The 20,924-nt window shown below is 49.5% G+C and carries 16 protein-coding genes; 14 read left to right on the top strand and 2 right to left on the bottom strand.

Annotated features, from left to right (window positions below):
• Positions 1-90 precede the first annotated feature (90 nt).
• Positions 91-1,323, bottom strand: coding sequence for a site-specific integrase (locus LKD36_RS06930; protein ID WP_006874387.1), 1,233 nt, complete (start codon positions 1,321-1,323; stop codon positions 91-93).
• Between the two features lie 52 nt (positions 1,324-1,375).
• Positions 1,376-1,576, bottom strand: coding sequence for a hypothetical protein (locus LKD36_RS06935; protein WP_003501914.1), 201 nt, complete (start codon positions 1,574-1,576; stop codon positions 1,376-1,378).
• A gap of 915 nt (positions 1,577-2,491) precedes the next feature.
• Here LKD36_RS06935 and LKD36_RS06940 point away from each other — a divergent pair.
• The 14 genes from LKD36_RS06940 to LKD36_RS07005 all read left to right on the top strand — a co-directional run bounded on the left by LKD36_RS06940 (position 2,492) and on the right by LKD36_RS07005 (position 20,912).
• Positions 2,492-3,559, top strand: a complete 1,068-nt coding sequence (locus tag LKD36_RS06940) for a YqaJ viral recombinase family nuclease (protein ID WP_118668484.1) — start codon at positions 2,492-2,494, stop codon at positions 3,557-3,559.
• A 14-nt stretch (positions 3,560-3,573) separates the two neighbouring features.
• Entirely contained in the window at positions 3,574-5,847 is a 2,274-nt protein-coding gene (gene recD2 / locus LKD36_RS06945; RefSeq protein WP_118668485.1) for an SF1B family DNA helicase RecD2, read from the top strand.
• Between the two features lie 69 nt (positions 5,848-5,916).
• Positions 5,917-7,074 carry a hypothetical protein gene (locus LKD36_RS06950; RefSeq protein WP_118668486.1) on the top strand — a complete coding sequence of 386 codons (1,158 nt, stop codon included), beginning with the start codon at positions 5,917-5,919 and terminating at the stop codon, positions 7,072-7,074.
• 42 nt (positions 7,075-7,116) lie between these two features.
• Positions 7,117-8,910, top strand: coding sequence for a YodL domain-containing protein (locus LKD36_RS06955; protein WP_118668487.1), 1,794 nt, complete (start codon positions 7,117-7,119; stop codon positions 8,908-8,910).
• Positions 8,911-8,925: 15 nt separating this feature from the next.
• A complete protein-coding gene (locus tag LKD36_RS06960) occupies positions 8,926-9,174 on the top strand; it encodes a hypothetical protein (protein WP_025529719.1) in 249 nt (82 codons plus the stop codon).
• Between the two features lie 72 nt (positions 9,175-9,246).
• Positions 9,247-10,167 carry a PcfK-like family protein gene (locus LKD36_RS06965; RefSeq protein ID WP_182439116.1) on the top strand — a complete coding sequence of 307 codons (921 nt, stop codon included), beginning with the start codon at positions 9,247-9,249 and terminating at the stop codon, positions 10,165-10,167.
• 25 nt (positions 10,168-10,192) lie between these two features.
• The gene (locus LKD36_RS06970) at positions 10,193-10,735 is read left to right on the top strand and encodes a DUF7666 domain-containing protein (RefSeq protein ID WP_050624134.1); all 543 of its coding nucleotides are present in this window, start codon (positions 10,193-10,195) and stop codon (positions 10,733-10,735) included.
• Position 10,736: 1 nt separating this feature from the next.
• Entirely contained in the window at positions 10,737-12,923 is a 2,187-nt protein-coding gene (locus LKD36_RS06975) for a PcfJ domain-containing protein (protein ID WP_118668488.1), read from the top strand.
• 66 nt (positions 12,924-12,989) lie between these two features.
• Positions 12,990-13,247, top strand: coding sequence for a hypothetical protein (locus tag LKD36_RS06980; RefSeq protein ID WP_025529721.1), 258 nt, complete (start codon positions 12,990-12,992; stop codon positions 13,245-13,247).
• Positions 13,244-13,567 carry a hypothetical protein gene (locus tag LKD36_RS06985; protein ID WP_003501931.1) on the top strand — a complete coding sequence of 108 codons (324 nt, stop codon included), beginning with the start codon at positions 13,244-13,246 and terminating at the stop codon, positions 13,565-13,567. Before LKD36_RS06980 ends, LKD36_RS06985 begins: the two co-directional genes overlap by 4 nt.
• Positions 13,567-15,591 (top strand): NAD-dependent DNA ligase LigA, encoded by a 2,025-nt coding sequence (ligA, locus tag LKD36_RS06990; protein ID WP_003501932.1) that lies wholly within the window; start codon positions 13,567-13,569, stop codon positions 15,589-15,591. The genes LKD36_RS06985 and ligA overlap by 1 nt, the downstream gene beginning before the upstream one ends.
• 110 nt (positions 15,592-15,701) lie before the next feature.
• Complete coding sequence (locus LKD36_RS06995; protein WP_118668489.1) at positions 15,702-17,819, top strand: hypothetical protein; 2,118 nt, start codon at positions 15,702-15,704, stop codon at positions 17,817-17,819.
• Positions 17,816-20,290 (top strand): hypothetical protein, encoded by a 2,475-nt coding sequence (locus LKD36_RS07000; protein WP_227589433.1) that lies wholly within the window; start codon positions 17,816-17,818, stop codon positions 20,288-20,290. Before LKD36_RS06995 ends, LKD36_RS07000 begins: the two co-directional genes overlap by 4 nt.
• Positions 20,283-20,912 (top strand): hypothetical protein, encoded by a 630-nt coding sequence (locus LKD36_RS07005; protein ID WP_118668491.1) that lies wholly within the window; start codon positions 20,283-20,285, stop codon positions 20,910-20,912. The genes LKD36_RS07000 and LKD36_RS07005 overlap by 8 nt, the downstream gene beginning before the upstream one ends.
• The last annotated feature ends 12 nt before the right edge of the window (positions 20,913-20,924 follow it).

Genomic DNA, 20,924 nt, shown 5'->3' on the forward strand with positions numbered 1-20,924 from the left:
TTTCTACAACTTTTGCGCGAGACCCTACGAAACCGGATGAAGCAATATGAAAGGCGGATCTGCTTATAAAATGCAGATTCGCCTTTCTTTTTACATCAGCTTCATGTTCACACTAATGTTTTTTGCCTTCTCCTGCATATTCTCTTGTGTAATATGGGTGTAGATGTCCATTGTAGTAGAGAAATCGGCATGCCCCATGACTTGCTGAATGAATTTAACATCGTTGGTGCTTTCGCAGAGCCGGGTACAGAAGGTGTGCCGCAAGTTGTGAACACTAAAATGAGGGAGCAGATCCGGTTCACGGTCTTCCAGTTCAGCCTGATCCATTTCCTCCATGTTGTAAGTTACGCTGATTCTCTCAATCGCCCGATTGATATTGTGGGCGCTCATGAATGAGCCGGTTCGGTTGCGGAAAACAAAACCGTGAACTCCTCCTAACACCAGTTGATCGTCTGGATACAATGCGTCGATGGTTTCAATCTGGAGGCGAAGCTGCTCGGCCACCTCTGGATAGAGGATAGGGATAATTCGTGTACCGCTCTCAGTTTTGGGAGTGGTAATGTGAAATCCGGCTTTTCCGTCAATGACCCGGTAGATTAAGTTGTGGTTGACCGAGATTGTGTTTTCGCTCAAGTTAATATCGCTTTTGGTAATGCCGGTACATTCTGCTACACGCATTCCTGTTCCAAGGAGCACAGTCATGATGGGGAGCCAATGGCTGTATGTAGGGGACTTGGCAATAAAACGCAGGAAATTCTGCTGTTGCGTTTTAGTGAGTGCGATCCGCCGTTTAGGCTTTGGAGCGCTGCCATCCGTCTTGAGCTTGCGGTAAATGCCCTTGCTGGGATTTTTGCGGATGTAATCGTCGTCCACGGCCATTTCAAGCGTAGGGTGAACAATGGTGTTGATGCTCTCCAGTGAGTTGATAGCAAAGCCGTGTTTCAGCAGTTTGGTATAAAACGCGAGAATATCACTTCTGTGGATTTGTGGCAGAGGCATGTTAGCGAAAGGCTCTTCTTTCACATAGAAGTCCCACAGGTAAAGATAATTTGCTCTGGTAGAGGGCTTCAGTTTGATGTTGTTATTCATGTAGACCTTGAACATATCATTCAGGGTAAGCTTCATGGCTTCCTGAGTACGGATGCCATCATCCTTATCTTTGTTGATCTGCTTTTCTTTGACACGAAGACTTGCGAGATCGGAGTCGTAAAGATATTTCTTTTTAGTGCCTAATTTGTAGACATACATATAGCTGCCATCTGCCCGTTGTGTTTCTCCAGGCCGAAGATTTCGTCCTTTGTTGTCTTTTCTCACTTTTGCCATTACTGGTACCTCCTGATTATAAAAGTGTAGTGCGCCTTACTGGCATGGTTATTTAGCCGGAAATATCATAAAGATATTCTTTGATACGCTGGACACTCCATAGGACACGGGTGTTCATGGTAATGCGTGCATTGGCAAGATCCCCAATCTGTACTGCAGTGTGCCTTCCACAGCACAACAGTTTGCAAAGGGTATCGGTATCAACAGCCAAGCACTGCTCCGGCGGTAGGTCATTCGGTTTTCTTTTCTCCATAATCGTCCTCCTTTTTTCGATTACAATGATCCCTTACGATTTGTAGAAGAAGGTTTTCAACAAAAACAATGAAAACGGTCTTGAGGTCAGGAGGTATTGAAATAACAAAAGAACTCTAATGGGGCCATTTCCTACGCCAGAACGGTTCTGCCGTGTATTTCAGGCTGCTGCTGTGCAGCACTTCGATTATGGGCGCGCTTCTGTGGTCATCGCACACTGTCCAGAATTCCTGTATAACTCCCCATAGAGGTTATGAACTTGTCAAGGTACTAAAAGAGTGTAGGGATCATCCGGTATTACCAAATGATCCGATACATCCTATAAATAGGCAGGGAAGAAAGAACTTCTGCAAAGAGGAAAGAAAATTTAAAGAAAATCCAAAAATCAATATATAGAATATTTGAATTGACAAGCACTATATATTGTGTTAGAATTGCAATGTAATTGATTTTTGTGCGTTGCCCGTCAGGGTACACAGGCTTTAGGGCTTGTGTTGCGGAGTAATGACTGCATTGCACACGCTGTTAATTTTGTACTTGTGTCAGTAGTATCACTGCGCCTTTTCAGGCCGGTATATTGCTGGCTTTTTTTATTTTATGGGATTTACCCACCATTGCGAGAATGACATCGGTTCATAGGCAACTATGGGCGCCAGGCTTTATGCCGTCTGTCATTCTCGCTTTTTTATTGCCTGTAAGCCTGAAAGGGCTTTAAGGATAAATCAAAACTGAGAAAGGCAGGTCATGTACATGAATGTGAAGCAGAAAAGAAAGCAGAATGGTCGGCGGGTCAAGCCGGCACATTCCACGGACTGGAAGATGAAGAGACAGGCAGTATCTTCGCTCCGGCCCCGAAATGTTGCACCAATGGCGAGGGCAGTTATTTTGCCCCGAAGATCACGAAGGGGGATTTGATATGTCCGGCAGCAATAGTGCTGAACGAAAGCGGCATGAACCGCTGGTGCTGGTAGAAACGGCAGATATTTCAGAAGAAGACTGGCTGGATTACCGGCGCCGTGGAATCGGCGGCAGCGATGTATCGGCGATCTTTGGCACTTCTCCATTCCGGACAGCCAGGGATCTGTACTACGACAAACTGAACATAGCGTCAGTGGAAGATGATGAGGGCAACTGGGTTGCCATGGAAATGGGGCATTTGCTGGAGCCTCTGGTAGCAAAGATATTCGAGCGGAAAACCGGATATCGGGTCTACCAAATCAAAAAGATGTTCCAGCACCCACAGTATCCTTGGATGCTGGCTGATGTGGACTACTTTGTGGAACTGCCGGATGGCACCACAGCGATCCTTGAGATCAAGACCACAAACTATAATGCCAGAGATAACTGGTGGATGAATGGGAAGGAGACTGTTCCAGTCTACTATGAATCTCAGGGGCGTCATTATATGGCAGTAACGGATCTTGACCGATGTTTCTTTTGCTGCCTGTATGGTAACAACGAGGAGGAAGTTATTATCCGGGAGGTCAAGCGTGATTTCGAGTATGAGGCTGAGATGGTCTTTTTGGAGCAGTATTTCTGGGAAAACCATGTGCAGCGCCATGTGCCGCCGCCCTATACAGAAAGTGGGGCCTTGATTATTGAGAGCGCACGCAAACACTTTGGCCCGGCAGATAAAAATGCCCCGGCCGTTGCACTCGACCTGGATATGACTGCAAAACTCATGCAGTATTTGCGGCTTCTGGATGAAAAGAAAAATGCAGAGGTGTACTCCAAAGAAATCGACAAGGATATTCAGCGTCTGAAGGCGCTGTTGATTGCGGAAATGGGTACCAGCTGTACTGCAGTCTGTGAGCAGGAGGGAGTGAACTATACGGTTACCTATACCCCTGTTCGCAAGTCCATCATCGACAAGGATAACCTGCTTCGGTTGAAACTGGAGCATCCGGATATTTACGAACAGTTTGTTACAGTATCCGAATCCAGACGGTTCAGTGTTAGAGCCTCGATTATGGAGGCCGCTTAGTGAGGTGAAAAAGGATGAATTGTATTGGTACCTACGACGGGACGATTTTTTATAATCCTGCCAATAAGTTTTGTATCGTCAGTGTAAAAACCGCAGACCAGAGCGTGCCAGCTGAGGCCAGGTCAAACAGGCGGTACAAAGACCATTTGATCCGCTTTACAGCTGTGGGGTATGAGATTCCACGGACAGATGCGGTAGAGTTGGAACTGGATGGGGAATGGGCAAAAGGCAAGTATGGTGTCCAGCTCCAGGTGGAGCAGTGGCGTGAAATTGTGCCCAGAACAAAAAACGGCGTAGAGGGCTATCTTGCCTCCGGGCTTATCAAAGGGATTGGTCCCAAAACCGCCGCAGACATTGTGGAGCGGTTCGGTGTGGACACACTGGATATTCTGGAACACCAGCCGGAGCGGCTGTTGGAGATCCGGGGCATTACGGAAAATAAATTGGAGGACATCAAAGCTTCTTATGCAGAAAACCGTATGCTCCAAGGAATTATGACCTTGCTGGCACCGTTTAAGATTACTCCCAAGACGGCATTGAAAATATATCAATATTTCGGCCCGACCAGCGTAGAGATTTTGGAAAAGAGCCCATTTGAGCTTTGCCAGATCTCCGGCTTTGGATTTCGGCGGGTAGATGCAATCGTACAAAAGAGCGGGGGCAATCTCCATGACCCTATGCGTATCAAAGGGGCTGTCTTTTGTGCGCTGGATGAGGGCAAGAGTAAACGAGGCCATCTGTACATCAGTTCTGAAGAACTGGAGAAATCAGCGCTGAAACTGCTCAATGAGAAGATACCTGTACCGGAGCTTCGCCTGCATCAGCAGGAAGTCAGGGATATGATGCAGGAAATGATCCTGAATGGAGCAATCGTTTCCGTGAAGGATAATATCTATCTTCCCAGAGTGTTTGCCCAAGAGGACGAAACGGCGCGCCGGATCGCCCAGCGTCTGGTCGCCCAGATGCCAGTAGAGCATATTGCGCCGGTACTGGAACAGGTCAAGGTTGAAATGGGACTGCGCTTGTCTGCACAGCAGGAGGCTGCGGTCTATGCAGCATTTAGGCATGGCTTGTCAGTGATTACGGGTTCTCCTGGTACTGGTAAAACAACAGTGCTGCGGACGATACTTGAGGTTTACCGGCGGCTGTACCCTGATGGCAAAATTGCTCTTATGGCACCTACCGGTCGGGCAAGCCGCAGGATGTCGGAGAGTACCGGCTTTGAGGATGCCCGAACATTACACAGTGGTCTGGGACTGACCAGTGAAGAGGATGAGGGTAGCCGGAACAGAAAGTCAGAGCCACTGTCGGCCGATTTAATCATTGTGGATGAGTTTTCCATGGTGGATATGTGGCTTGCTGAGAAATTTTTTGAACGCATGAAGATAAATGCCAGAATCGTGCTGGTAGGCGACCCAGATCAGCTTCCGAGCGTAGGAGCCGGAAATGTGTTTCGTGAAATCATCGAAACCAAAATCGTCCCAGTAACGGTGCTGGATCAGATTTTCCGTCAGTCGAAGGATAGTCTGATTGCCTATAATGCCAAATTTATCAACGAGGGCAATACCAAACTGTTTTACGGACCGGACTTTGTTTTCGTGTCTGGTGATAGTCAGGAAGACACCGCTGAAAAGATTACAGAACGGTATTGTTTGGAGATACAGGAGAGTGGCATTGAGAATGTGCAGATTCTTTCACCTTTCCGTTCAGAAGGCGCCGCGTCGTCGGAACAGCTGAATGAGACCATTCGTGAATTGGTCAACCCATTCCGCTCTGCGGAGGAGGAAATCAAGTTTGGCCCCAAGATATTCCGGATCAATGACCGCATCATGCAGACCAAGAACACAGAAAAGGTATCTAATGGTGATTTGGGTTTCATCCGGTATATTAAGGACACTGACCAGGGCAAAAAGATCGGCATGGATTTTGGTGCTGGCAGGACGCTGGAATATGGCGTAGATGATTTGAGCAATGTGGATCTGGCTTATGCTACTACGATCCACAAGGCTATGGGCTCTGAGTATGAAACAGTCATTATGCCGCTGCTCAAAGCGCACACTATCATGATGTATCGTAATCTGCTCTACACTGGAATCACGCGCGCTAAAAAGCGGGTGGTGCTGATTGGGCAGAAACAGGTATTGTTTATGGCAATCCATCGTAATGAGATTGGAAAGCGAAATACGCTGCTGGGTATGCGTATCCAGATGTATTTCAAAGCCTACGCAAAGAAAGCCGGTATCCCCATTCCAGCTGCATTGGAAGAACAATTGAAGAACGCAAGTTAAAAAAGAGAGGTCAGATGCAGAAATAGCACTTGGCGTCTCCTATTTTTATGTCAGAAAGGAGTTTCCAACATGAACGAAAAAAGTAATCCGATGCCTATGATGTACAAAACAATTCCGGCAGTGGCAGAACTGAACAAGGTGCCGGGCTTTGACCCGCTCAAATTTCTGCGCCATAAGGTGTCCAGAAAGACAAATGAGGAAATGCTGCAGTTGGAATTGCCTTATCAGAAACTGTGGTTCCGTCTGCGCCACCCCCAGGGCCGCATGAAACTGACTACCCTGCGGATCACGGAACAGCTTGCGATTATGGAGGCCAGAGTCTATCTGGACCGCAGTGATGCAGAGCCCATTAGCAGTTACATCTCGCAGCACAGTGCGGAAGAAGGTACCGACTATGTGCAGGCTGCCCAGGATGAGGCATTGAGTGCTGCGCTGTCGGATGCCGGTTTTGGTCTGCAGTTTGCCGATGTTGCTGTTGACAGTACGGGCAAGGTGTTTGGAAGCAGTATTCCGCTTTCCGGGACAGCTCATATCCAGCAACCGATGCCAAATGCGGCGCAGAGGCCCGTAGAAGCCCCTGGAGCGGCGCTGCGGCAATCTGGTGGGGAAGTTCATGCCCAGCTGGAGAGAACGCCTCAGAACGCCGTAGAGCGCCGTAATGCGCCTGCTCGTCCGGCGCCTATTCAGAAACCTGCGGCAAAGCCGGTTCAGAATGAACAGTCCCCGGTTTCTCCGGTACAGCCCACTGTCCAGCAGATGGCTGCAGAAGAGAAGGAGAATATGGATACACTGCCTGCCGGCAAGGTAGAGGAGAATGCTCCCAATATGGAGCTGCCGGTACCGAGCCGCGAGGTTACATTGGATAGCAGTCCAAAACAGGATGATGCGTCTGAGCAGCCGGCCGCCTCCGTATTCCAATCGGATGAACCGGAAGAACTGCCTGTGGCGCCTGTTGTCCAACAGGAAGCACCCGATCAGCCTGTGGCGCCTTCTTATACGGAGAGCACTCCGGTAGAAGACATCTTGAAGGTAATGACCTTTGAAGAAGCGCAGAATGTGGTGGTGGATAGCGGTCTGAGCAAAGGAAAGACCATGGCAACAGTTGCCAAGGAGCGTCCGGTGAGTCTGAAATTCTACCTCACCCCAGGCAACAAGAGCACCAACAATATCGTTCGTGCTGCGGCGCAGATCATGCTCGATGGTATGGCCGCACAGAAAGCCGGATGATAAGCAGCCCCATCTATGGGGCCAAGAAGGGAGGGAGAACAGATGGACTCATATCCAGGAGATTTTCCGTTCGGTATTATGGATGTAGTGGAACTTCTACATCTACGAATCAGACGCCGACAGGCAAACAGTGTATATGTGGATTGCCCGTTTTGTGGTGACCGCCGCGGCAAGATGAATGTGAATTTCGTCAAAAATGTCTGGCGGTGCAATTATTGTGATGAGCATGGCGGTATGCTTGCGCTTTATGCGCGGCTAAACAATACGACTACATCCGATGCGTATTGGGAGATAGGAGAAGCCCTGTGCAACGATTTTCACAGGGAACGGCCGAACTCTGGATATGAGATGGCAGGAAACCAGCAGGCTGGCACTGGGTCCCCGGTTTCGGGGACTCAGACCGACCTTGCCGGATATGAGAGGAGGGGCGAACTAAAAACAGTGCAGCAAGCAGAACGGGCCAGCGGACAGGAAATTCATCAAACGCTTTCGCTGCTGCTCGCTATGCTGCCTCTTCAGCCTGCCCACCGCAACCATCTGCACTCCCCAAAACGGGGACTGTCGGATGAACAGATCGACCGGATTGGGTTCAAGAGCACTCCACCCCCTTTCCTTTGCCGCTCCATTACCGAGCGGCTGATGAAACAGGGATGCAAGGTGGAGGGGGTGCCCGGCTTTTATCTGGATGACAGCGGGCGCTGGACCATGAACTTCTACCGAAAAAACGCAGGGATTTTGATTCCAGCTGTGGGATACGACGGTATGATACATGGCCTGCAGATACTTTTGGATAGTCCGCTCAAGCAAAAAGATGATCCACCGGATAAGTCAGGAGCCAAATACATCTGGTTTTCGTCCTCGTCCAAAAATATGGGTGTCACATCCGGGAGCCCGGTACATTTTATCGGCAATCCATCTGCTCGGGTGGTCTATGTCATTGAGGGATTGCTGAAAGCAGACATCTCACACTGCCTGACAAACCGGACTTTTGCGGCGATTGCCGGCGCAAACAACACAAGCCAGTTGGATACGCTGTTTGCACTGTTGGCACAGAATGGCACTGAGGAGATCATTGAGGCTCATGATATGGATAAGTACAGTAACCAAATGACCTCTAATGGGGCATCTAAGATCTATCTGATGGCCCGAAAAAATGGAATGGCATGTCGTCGGCTGACCTGGAATCCGAATTATAAAGGGTTTGATGATTGGCAGCTTGCCCTTCGGGAGAAAGAACAGAGGGAAAAGGAGGTGCAGAGAATGAATTTTAAGCAGCAATATCTGTGCGGTAAGTGTGATTTTACTTATATAGATGGCTGCGTCGAGCTTTGGCACACCAGAGCGGAGAAAGATTTGGACCTGACAGAGTATCTGGGGCTGACAAAGGAAGAGTATCAGATATTTCTTGCTCAGGGCAATCAGGTGCTGAAGGATCTTCTGGACAGCCAGAGAGTTTTCCGGAGGTTTTGCATTTACCAGCTTTGCCTGGGTGAGACACAGACGGTACCTTTCGCGTTCAAGCAACTGGATGCACTGCGTAAGGCTGGATATGAACAGCCGCCTGCTGCCGCCTATCAGACGGTATGGAGCGCAGAGGTCTGTTGCCCAAAGGGGCAGAATGACATGGAAGTGCTGGGGCGCCTGTTCCTGGACTTTAATGAGCATTTGCCGGAAGATTACAGAGGCCGTCCGTTGGCTCCATCTGATGTGGTGGAACTGGACTGCCAAGGCAAACGCACATACTTCTATGTGAATGACTGCCGGGATTTTGCGCCGGTACGCTTCTCCCCATTCTTGTGTAAAAGACTTCCGGAGCCTGCTCAAAAACAGGAATGAAGGGATAGGGGTCAGATGCGTATTGCAGAAAAGAAGAAAAGCCAGATTACAGCACTGTATGAGCAGTGCTCCAATCTTCCGGCAGATGTCAGAAGTTGTCTGGAGAATGGCTACTTTACCGTAACGGTACCTCCACCCTGGAACATGAGCAATCAAAAGACTGCGCAGGAGGTGCAGGACAAAATCAAGGAATGGTCAAGGCAGTATACTGGCGTGGTCTGCTACTGTTTTGACAGCTTCAGCACACTTTTATATGTGCTGTGAGCAACACACAATGGCATGGAAAGGGTCATAACGGCCTACTCCATGCCATTTTTTGCGAAAGGAGATTTTACAATGGGTGTTTTTTCAGAAATAGCAATGGAGCAGCAAAACAGTATGTTCGATTCGTCTGCAGCCTTTGAGGATGATGAAGCCTTTGAGCTGGAGGAGATGGAATCTTTGCCTGTGCCGCCTGTAGGTACAGACACTGTCCCAGTATCGGCGGCTTCGGTTTCTGCCGGTGAGACTGCTTTGGCTGATGCAGAGGAGGAACCTGCGGATGAAGTAGCGCCTGCTGGGGAAGAGAAGTCTGCTGAGGAGGGGAATTCGGCACAACCGCCCGCCGCAGAAGATGAAGAAAAAAAGCGTGCGGAGCATGAGGCGGCTGAAGCCCAGCGCAAAGCGGAATTTGACGCCAAACAGCAGGCGAAGAAAGCCGCGGAGCAGGAGCAAATCGCCCGTCTGGAAGCGATGAGTGATGAAGAAGTAATCGCGGCCTCTACCCAGAGGGTGAGTACCGATGTAGAAAAACTGACACGGCGAAATATGAAGGAATGTGTGTCCGAGCATATCCAGATGCTCTGTATGGAAGATACGGCGTTTGCCCGTCTGACGATGCATCCGAAAAAGAACATGATCCGCTGTTTCCAGTACATCAACCGAAAGGCATGGGATTATGTGCAGGATGAACTAAAAGCAAGCGGAACCCGCCCTGGTCCCGGACAGCAGACATATGGCTGCGATGTGCCGGATGATATGTGCTATCAGTGGGCGGAAGATTATTTCCGTGACCCTGATGCCAAGGAAGACCATGAGGATGAGGAGAAGTTTGTTCCCAAGCCGTATGCTGGGAAGTCCTCTGCAAAGAGCAAACCCAAGAAGGCGGCAGAGAAGAAAAAGACGGAACCCAAGGCGGCACCCAAGCAGGAGGAAAAAAAGCCTTCTCAGGATGGGCAGATGTCGCTGCTGGATTTTGGGATGGCAAAGGCAGGCTGAGCCGGCAAAGGAGGAAAAATGCAGAATGATTGCTTATAAGGGTTTTCGCCCCGGGCTGATATGCCGTGGCTATCAGTTTGTGATGGGGCTCAATACGACTGAAAAAGCAAATTGCAGGGAAAATGGATTTCACTGTGCGGAAAATCCGCTCGACTGCCTTAGCTATTATTCCAGCCTGGAGCATTCGGAATATTATATTGTCAACGCCGGCGGCGACATCGATGAAGATGAGCATGACTCCAAAATCGCCTGTACGGAGTTGACTGTGATTAAGCGGCTAACCAAAGAGGAGCTGTTTTTACATGGTTTGGCCTACATGGTAGATCACCCGCGCAGGGTGTGGAGTTCCCATGTGGCAGCCAACCGGGCAATGGCGAACTGCGGTTATGCGGTGGTACGGGGGAAAGACCCCGTTGCCACCGGCAGACTGGGAGACATCCTTGCTTTTGCGAAGGAAGCGCCGGATTCGGAAAGTATCGTACAGGTTGCTGTAGGACAAATTGATGGTGTCACATTACTGCCGGATGTGTGGTATGGCGTGGATTTGACAAGAAGGACGGTGAATTGAGATGAAAAAAAGAGCCCTGATGGCACTTCCCAAGCTGACAGCGACGGATGAGATGAAGCAGATCGCGGCGTCAGACTTGCCAAGAAAAGAAAAAATCGCCTACGGATATGTTCAGGAGGTTTGTGAGTATTATGTTTACCTGAGATGCATCACGCAGGATGGGATATTGAAGGTGGCTTTCTTTTTCCCAGAGCATCTTCGCATAGACGGGAATAGCCCAGCTTACGAAGTGTATCTGGATAAAGAAAAGCGGCAATTTATTACTTATAATAGCCTGAACCAGAAATGGTGTGAGGCCAAACTGGACAGATTGGACTGGAAGCGCCGATACTGGTATACCAAAGCCTACTGGGTCAGCGAGGAAGATGAGACATCTATACAGGCATATCTGAACATCAATAAAAAAGCGGTAGAGGCAATCCGGCAGTTTCAGCGGAATGTGCGTGAGGAACAGCTCGAACAGCGGCACCGGCGGGAAACTGATCCATGGGATAAGGATATGGAACAGGTGCCGGAGCTTCCCAAGGACTGGAACCGCTGGGTGGATAAGGTTGCCATCCGGCAAAATTACATTTACTACCACTACAAAAAGGGCGGCGCCAAAACAGGTTACTGTACCTACTGCGAAAAGGAAGTGCCGATCAAGGTGCATCCCCATCACAATCAACAAGGCCGCTGTAGCTGCTGCCGACATCCGGTGGTATTCAAAGCCTATGGACGAGCGGGGTATATGCAGACAGAAAAACATTTTGCCTACCTAATCCAGCGATGCAAAGACGGTTTTGTAGTTCGTGAATTTCAGGCTGACCGGACATATGGGAAAGAAAGCCTTCCAAACTCCAAGCTTTATTGTCAGGAAATCCGGCGCACGATTTATGACCGGGAAAGAAAACCAAGAACCTACTATTGGGGTCTGTATAAACAGCGAAATATGCGCTGGATTTCCGGAAGCCCCTGTTCTTATAGTTGGTCTGGTTCACATGATGGACGGGTCTATGGAAAAACGCTGCCAACTCTGGAACAGAAGGAACTTCGATGCACAGGGCTGGTCAACTGGATTCGGAAGCAGAAAAGTGTTGACCCGGAAAAATATCTGGCAGTGCTTGAACGGATACCGCAAATGGAGCAGATCAGCAAGGTGAACCTGCCGAAGCTTACCAAGGAATGTTTCAGTTCCTGCGGAACAGTCAGTGAACTAATCAAAAACCATAGTGCCGGGAGTCTGATTAAAGCTCTGGGCCTTGACAGCAGGAGGTTTCAGCGACTTCGGCTCCATAATGGAGGCTGTGATCTGCTGCGGTGGCTGCAATATGAAAAGGGCACCGACAGGGAAATCCCAGATAATGTCCTTTTGTGGATGTGTCAGCAGAACATTAGCCCCAGGGATGTCCAGTTCATTGCTGACCGCATGAGCATGGTGCAGGTCTATAACTATGTACGGCGTCAGATGCCATCCTTCCGGAGAAACAGCCATGAGGTATTGCGTACCTGGGAGGATTATCTTTCCATGGCAAAGAAATTGCACATGGATGTATATGATGAGATCGTATATCGCACCAGAAAACTGCGGCGGCGCCACGATGATCTGGTGCTCAAATGCCAGGAGAAGGATATTGAACTGCAGGCCGAGGAGATGGAGGAGAAATTCCCCCATGTTAATGCTATCTGTCAGGAAATCAAAGCGAAATATGAGTACGCCGATGCGGATTACATGGTAGTGGTGCCAGACGGTATTCTGGACATTATTACCGAGGGGCGTGCGCTCCATCACTGTGCAGGCAGCAGTGACCGCTACTGGGACCGGATTGAGCGGCGAGAAAGCTTTGTGATGTTTCTGCGTAAAACGGCTGATCCTTTCCATGCCTATTACACGCTGGAAGTGGAGCCAGATGGAACAGTGCGGCAGAAACGGACGGAATATGACCGGCAGAAGAAGGACATTGAGCAGGCGACCGAGTTTCTGCAGAAGTGGCAGCGGGTGATTACTGCCAGGCTGACAGAAAGCGACAAGGCGCTGGCTGCGGAAAGCAGGATTCTTCGTGAGAAGGAGTTTATCCAGTTGAAGAAGGATCGGGTCATCATTCATACCGGCCATTTGGCAGGAAGGCTTTTGGCGGATGTGCTGATGGCTGACCTGATGGAAAACACGGATAGCATCCAGTCTCCGGCATTGGCTGCTGCAGCGTGACAAAATGAGAATGGCCGGGCGTCCTTGAGGGCGTCCGGTCATTGATGAAGAAGGAAGGAGCAGAGCATGAAACAAATTGGAAATCTGGCAGTGGTTTGCGCCAGGCGACAGGATGTGCTGCTGCAGGTTGGCAGTGAAAAGGTATGTGTCCATGTGGGAGCCGGGCCAGAGCGGAATACGCTTCACGCAGCGTGGGACGATGATGACGCCATTCAGCGTATTGTCCATGAATTGAATTTTGGCAGATATGCAGCCGGCAGAAATGGGCTGCATACCGCACAGCAGGATTGCCCTGTGGGGCGGGGAAAGGAGAAAATTGCATGATCAAAAACCTGAATCAGCTGCGCAGGACACTTCGGGAAGGGACGCAGTTGGAGATATTGGATCACTGTCGGCCGGAATGTATTGGGCAGATACGGAACATTACGCTGGTAAACACGCAGGGCTTTTATAGTACCGTAGCGAATCAGCCAGATGCGTCTGCCAACAGAGGCAACGGCGGCCGCGGCCCGATCCTTTGGTGGGGCAGAGCCGCCCACTGGCAGTTTGCAGACGGTGTTTGCAGTGTTTTCGACAGTGAACAGAAGCATACGGAAGAAGAACTGGTTATGTCCTTCCGGGTACTTGAAAAGGAGGCAGCATAATGGAACGGAATATTTTTGAAAAGCAGAGAGACTTGAATGACCGGCTCAACCGTTATCGGGATGAGTATTATAACCGCAACGCTCCCAGTGTGTCAGATGAGGTCTATGACAGACTCTTTGACGAGTTGAAAGAGCTGGAACAGGAAACGGGAATCCAAATGGCAAATTCGCCAACCCAGACAGTAGGCTATCCTGCGGTGAGCAGGCTGGAGAAAACCAGACATGAGATCCCGCTGCTGTCTTTGGATAAGACTAAGAGCAGTATGGATCTTCTGAATTTCATGGGTGAGCAGCAGGTGATGCTGATGCTCAAACTGGATGGCTTGACTGTAAAGCTGACCTATGAGAATGGAGAACTTCTGGAGGCGGCTACCCGTGGCGATGGTGACGAAGGGGAGATCATTACCCATAACACCCGAGCCATCAGCGGTATCCCTTCCCACATCACCTACAAAGAGAGACTGGTTGTGACGGGCGAGGGCTTTATCAGACCCAGTGATTTTGAGGAACTGAAGACCAGCCTACAGGACAGCAGCGGTAAGCCCTATAAAAACGGCCGCAATCTGGCTGCCGGTTCCATCCGTCTGATGGATGCCAAGATATGCCAGGAGCGTCGGCTGGTTTTCATGCCGTTTGGTGTGCTGGAGGGCTTTCCGCACCTGACCCGGAAATCAGATAAGCTACGGGAACTGCGCGCGTTGGGGTTCCAGCCCTGTAAGTATCTGGTCACAAAGCAGAAACTGACGCTGGAAAATGTGGAAGCCGGTATCTATCAGCTGCGGCAATATGCCACTGACAAAGATATCCCCATTGACGGTATCGTGGTTTCGTTTAACGACATCGCCTATGCCCAGAGCTGCGGCCGCACCGGACATCACTATAAGGACGGTCTGGCCTATAAGTTTGAAGATGACCTGCATGAGAGCCTGCTGCAGTACATCGAATGGACGCCGGGCAGAACTGGAGAGATTGCTCCGGTAGCAGTGTTTACGCCGGTGGAAATCGATGGCTGTGAGGTCAGCAGGGCCAGTCTGCACAACCTGTCCTTTATTGAGGATCTGGAACTGATGGCTGGAAATCGGATTCTGGTAAGCAAACGAAACATGATCATTCCCCACGTGGAAGAAAATCTGGACAGAGGCGGCTTCTCTATGGTGGATACGATTCCCCGTGTTTGTCCCTGCTGTGGACAGCCTACCCGCATCCATGAATCAAGTGGAAAGGGCGAAAATGGCGAGGATCGCATCATCAAGACGCTGTACTGTGATAACCCTGACTGCGAGACACGTCGGCTGAAAAAGTTCGTCCATTTTGTCAGCCAGAAGGCAATGGACATTGAAGGGCTGTCGGAGGCTGCATTGGAAAAATTCATCGGTCAGGGATTTATCCATAGTTATCTGGATATTTACCGTCTGGATCGTTACCGGGCTGAAATCGTCCGCATGGATGGGTTTGGTGAAAAGTCCTGGCAGCGCCTTTGGGACGCTATCCAACAGAGCCGAAACACCACCTTTGAGCGGTATCTGATTTCTATGGATATTCCTATGATCGGCAACACTGCCAGCAAGGTATTGGGTCGTGTGTTCCACTATGATTTGGATGAGTTTCGGGATGCGGTCTATGGCGGCTATGATTTCCGGCAGCTTCCGGATTTCGGGGAGACATTGCATAACAATATCCACGACTGGTTCTGTGTAGAAGATAATTTTTGTATTTGGGAGGAGTTACAGACTATGATGAATATTCAAAAGCCTGCTGTGGTAGAACACAGCGAAGACAGGGAGCAGGATAATCCCTTTGTGGGAAAGACTATCGTAGTTACCGGCAAGGTGGAACCCTACACCCGGGACGGAATCAATGACCTGATTGAATCACTGGGCGCCCATGCCGGCAGCTCGGTGTCCAAGAAGACGGATTATCTGGTCTGTGGCGAAAATGCCGGCAGCAAGTTATCCAAGGCCAGGGATTTGGGCGTTACGGTGCTGTCACCTGCGGAGTTCTTCAGCATGGCCGGCGCTGAGTAAGAAAATATAGCATACTATCGGTATGCTGTCAGTTGATCAATGGGGAGAGAGCCATGTTGCGGCTCTCTCCCCATATCTTTTATGGAAGATTTCAAGTAGGAGGGATTTTAATGCATATCGACAGGATACCGGTTTACCGGGTATATCAGAGGGCTATTGATTTGGAGCTTTACCATGCCTTTGCCGAATTGGTAGTACAGACTTCTCAGGACGATACGGCGAGAAGGACTTACCGACAAACAAGGGCGATGCAGATATGGCAGGTGGAAACGGATGTGTCCGGCTATTTTGAACCATATCATCTGCGTTATCCTGGCGAGGTGTTGGAGCGGTTTGAGGAAAAACTGGGCAATGATGTCCGGGTTCTCCGCGCTCTGGCCCTGGCGCTGGGAAATACCTGTGCGATCCAGTCTGACAATATGTTTGTGGGCAATCAGCGGGGAGCATTCCTCCAGAAATTGCGGCGGTCTGCCGGAGAAGATGTGTACCTGCAGGGCGCTCTGTATCTTCTGGAAACAGATGCGGCACAGCGCCATGCCCTGTTGGAGAAACTGGCAGAAAGGGAGTGTACGAGAACGGAAGAAGCCCTGTTTGTACTGTCGTTATTTGATGATAGGGAACGCGGCTATGAGGTGATGCATACCCAACTCAGTCATCTATTCACACAAAATCTGACACTTTCACTGGTATATGATTTTGGTGTGCTGGAATGGTTCATCCGGTTCTATGCAGAGCAGGCAAAGAGGTACCGCGGGAAAGCCGACCTGGTGCTGCGCACGCTGATGAAACTGCCGTATATGAATATGAAGCCCGACAGCCGCGAATTTTCGGTTTTGACTAAAGCAGGGTATCGCTGCGATGAAATCATTTTGGCAAACTCTCTCGCTGTATGGGCGGACAGGCTGCCGGACCGGTTGAGTTCCAAGAGTATCACTGCCGAGAAAATCGCAACAGCGTGTGGGCGGATGCTTCTGAATGCTCCAAAGGATTTTTCGGAAGAATTTTACGAGTATCTTGGCTGGCTGTTTCAGTTCTATAACAGCTTTACGGTCAAGTACGAAGGATTTCAGGGACTCTGGGAAGCGGTTCAATATGGTTTGAACCCCACAGCACCGAAAACACTGTTATGGATGAATCAAACGATACAGAAGGATTTTCCGTACCGATTTGATGTGTTTGATCCTCAGTACGATAATCTGGCGAAGGAACTGGAGCGGGATAACTACATGGAGTTGTTTACCCTGCAGATGCTGCATTCCAGGCAGACGATCCCTTTGAAACAGTGGCTTTCCAGATATCAGGAACTGACCGGAGCTGACTATGGAGAATATTTCAGAAGTTGGCATACGAACGGTAGGCGGGCATTTGCCTTTCTGGTGGAAAAGAAGGAAATCAATCTATGGGAGTTTTTCAAGCAGCATCGGCAAGATGGTGAAGATGCGCCACAACTGAAACTGCTGCGGGAGTATGCCCTGAGAATTTCAAGTTGGAGGTGTTTCCGGTTTGTAGAGAGGCTACTGGCTGAGTACACTTTTTCCCAACTTCAAACGATATTTGGCAAGCGGTTTTACTTTCACGAATGCTTTGTCAGGAGTGAGGGGTATTACAGCAGAAGGGAATATAAAACATACATCAGCCGTCCATTCCTATCTGCAGAGCAGCATCGACAGCTCTATGACTGGGTGGAGCGTTCAGTTTTCCAGACTGAGCCGGAAAAATATGAGGACTTCGTTTTAAGTGCCTTAAAAGCACCGGAGATCCAACGCCTTTATGATAAAAAAGCGCTGGCAGCGGTGTTGCGGCAGTTTTTGCTCCACAGGGAGTATAACGGCTATGAAATCAACCGGCTGAAGGAAACATTCTATTCCAAGGAAGAGTTGGAGGATGAGCACAGAGCCGAAGCTGAGAGAAAGGAGCAGGAAAAACGACTGGAGCAGGAAAAACGGACCATACAGAAACGGGAAAAGCTGCAGCAACTTTATAACGGCAGCGCCGAATCTCTTGTGAAATTCATAGGGGGATATTATTACAGGGATGAGAAGAAAGAGGTACTGGATATGGCATTTGATAAGTTGGTGGAATGGCCCGCCGGTTGTGTGCAGACAATGGATGCCAAAGATGCACACGCCTTTTTTGAGCTGTGTGGTGAACTGGTAGAGTCTGAACCCCGGCCAAGGCATGAGATTTTGAATATGGTACTGACAATGATCGGAGGTGAAGCAGCATGAGAAATACATTAAAACATCTGACCCTATTGACCAGAATGAAAGATGACGGATTGCTTCCGACGCTTACAGGCAGCTTTTCAGAGGATGCCATAGCGCAGGCATGTGGACAGGTGGAGACACTTCAATTACAGGAACGGCTGCACATCCGAAAGACAAAGCGGATACAGGAAGAACTGGTTCGGGTGCCGGACTTTGCAGCGCTCTATGGTACGTTGTGCAGGCAGGAGATTGGCGATGAAGAAATTGCTTCAGCCTTAGAGTCGGCAGACGGGTATGGAGAGAGACTGACAGCGTATTCCCAAGAGCAGGTGCTGGCAGTCATGAAATTGGAACTGTTGCCTTCCCTGAGGTTTGAATACCTGAAATACTATTTTCCCTTTGTGATGTATGAAGAAGAGGAGCAGGTCATATTGGATAACCTGCAGACTTTTCCCATTGCGGAGTGGAAGGGACTTTCCATGCTGACGGAGCACCAGCGGGATATGATGCGGCAGCCGTTTCTTGGTTCGTATCTGTTTTTCTGGCATCAAAATGAACGGAAAGCTCTGGAACTGTTGGAACAGAATCGTCCGCTCCAGAGAGTCTGCATCTTGCTTTATCGGTATGGTGTGCGGCTGTTTCTGTCAGTAGAACGCCTGAAAGCTCTCCGGTGGATGAAAATGACCGATGTAGGAAAATTCCGCCGGCTGTTGGCTGTATTTGAATATGACGCAGAGGATTTGTCTGCTTTTTTTGACCTCTGGCTGGACAACCATGCCGGACAATATGACCTCAACTGGTTTATCTCCCAGCCACATCCTTTGAGCAAGGAACAGAGGGAAGAAATTTTATGCAACCAACTGAGTTATCTGAATGCTCTGTATGCCGGCAGGCTCCATCTGGATTTTAATGCTGTCCGGCAATTCCAGTTTTCAATTCTCATTTATGCGGTGGAGCATAGAAAAAAGCATTTTTTGGAATTGGTGAATCAGAACAGTGAAGTGTTCCTGTCCTTGGGGCGATACTCTCTATTGTTTGAGCCGGGCTTTTGTGAGCACTGTAACATCAATTCCCTGACGCTGAAGAATTTGAAAGCCAGCGATTCTGTGAACCGCAGCGACAGCTTTTTTACGCTTCTGGAAGAAGGGCAGCAGTACACCTTTGAGGAAATGTATCAGCTTTGGCATCAGAAAGAGGTTTATGTCCGGTTATACACTATGCTGACACCTCTTTCCATAGATCAGCGTTTGCTGACACTGCGGCAGCTGATAAAACGGGATCTGGTCAGCCAATATACAGGAGATGCAGAGTTGGAGCAGCTTGGAAAATGTCTGTTGGAAAGGCCGTTTAGCGAATGGTATCGGGGTTCATTTGGACATATCTGTGGGCTGACCCGGCGGATTGCCATGGGGCTGCTACAACACTATACGCAGCTGCAGGCATTCATACCGGATTTCACTACAGAGTCGGATGTGGTATTTGCCCTCAATAATATGAAGGCTCTTTTGGAAATGACGGATTGGAAGCAGGTGCGGAAAGATATTCTGACAACAGATGCAGACTGGCTGGATCTAAAAGAAAAACTGGCATTTTCGGACGATTTTGTGGAGCAGAACCGGGAGACTGTCACGGAATTTTTACTGCAGGGCGGCGCGGCTATGGTATGCGCTCTCTATGGGGAACTGGACGGGCAGGAGCTGGCTGTTGAAGCGCTGCGACGGATCGTACAGGCTGAATTGATGGGCCAGTTCTATAAACTCAAATATTTTGCTGGTGACCTGCAGCGTGAGATTCGCTACCCTGTCAGCGAGATGCAGGAGAGCCTCTGGAAGAAAAATCTTTCGTTGGCGCGAGGTGCATTTTGGGCAGAAGAGGTGGATGATTTTTACCACACTCTGCGGCTTGGTGAACTTCCTCATAGTACCTGCTTGTCTTACCGTACTGGAAGCCAGAGGGAGTGCCTGTTAGCTGCCTTTGACTCTAATAAGAAGATTGTCCTTGTGAAAAAGGATGAAGCGGTGGTGGCTCGTGCCTGTCTCCGCTTGACAAAAGGTGCATTTCAAAAACCGCCTGCCGTCGATTTTTCTTTTGCTGATCTGTCGCAGGAGAACATGGATATCGGAAAGCCTGTCACCAGTGAGAAGCCTGTGCTGTTCCTGGAGAGTATCTATACTTTCGGACTCAATGATATTGAAAAAGAGGAAGTAATGAAACTGGCAGTTTCCCTGACAACACAGAAAGCGGCAGAGCTGGGTGTTGTGGCAGTACTTGCAAGACGGTATCTGGGCTGCTATGAACGGGATGAGTATGTGCTTGCACCGTTCTATGTGTACATCTCAAAATCCAAAAACGGATGGCAGTATCTGGACTCTTTGGGTGGAGCGGCATATACCTCAGCAAAAGAGGAGTATGTAGAGCACCCCTTCCTGGTCATGCAGACTGCCATGCATCAAGCAGAGGCAAATAGCAGAAATGAGGTGTATTATGAATAATAGGACAATGGCAACAGTTTATGTGAATCAAGATAGCATTTCCGTCAAGACCTGTTCCAGAAAAGGTTGCTCACCGCAGCGCTTTATTATTTTGAAAAAGGAATTGCAGCGGTTGGAGGAGAAAAAGTATTTGATCACCAAAGATATCCATTCCTATGCAGAACTGCGGCTGTGTGATGCAGTAGGCGGTGCCAAAGTGCTGGAGCTTTCCTTCACATGGCTGAAGGATGCTGGCAGAGACAACGTTTCCGGTTATACCGAGCGGGTCAGGCTGCCATATGAGCCGTTTCGCTCATATGCGGCAGGTGAGGAAGAAGTCGCCGATGGAACACGGTGGCGGCTGCTGTCCATTCCGGAACAGAACAGGCCAAAGCTGGAGTTTCACAGCAGGAAGAATCTCAAGGCCGTAGTGGGGAATCCTATCTTGCGGCACAAGCTGGGAAAGTTTCTGGATCAGCATTTTAATTGGTACAACTACGAACGCATCGTCCTGACGGATGATTACCTGCCTTACAGCTTCTTTTTTGAGGGCTACATGGTACAGGGTGCCAAGACCTGCGGCGGGGTAATCCTGCATGGCGAAGAGAACATCCAAACGGCGAAATACGGGATACATACTTAACAGGTTAATAGG

Source organism: Hominiventricola filiformis, from assembly GCF_020686965.1.
Lineage (GTDB): Bacteria > Bacillota > Clostridia > Lachnospirales > Lachnospiraceae > Hominiventricola > Hominiventricola filiformis.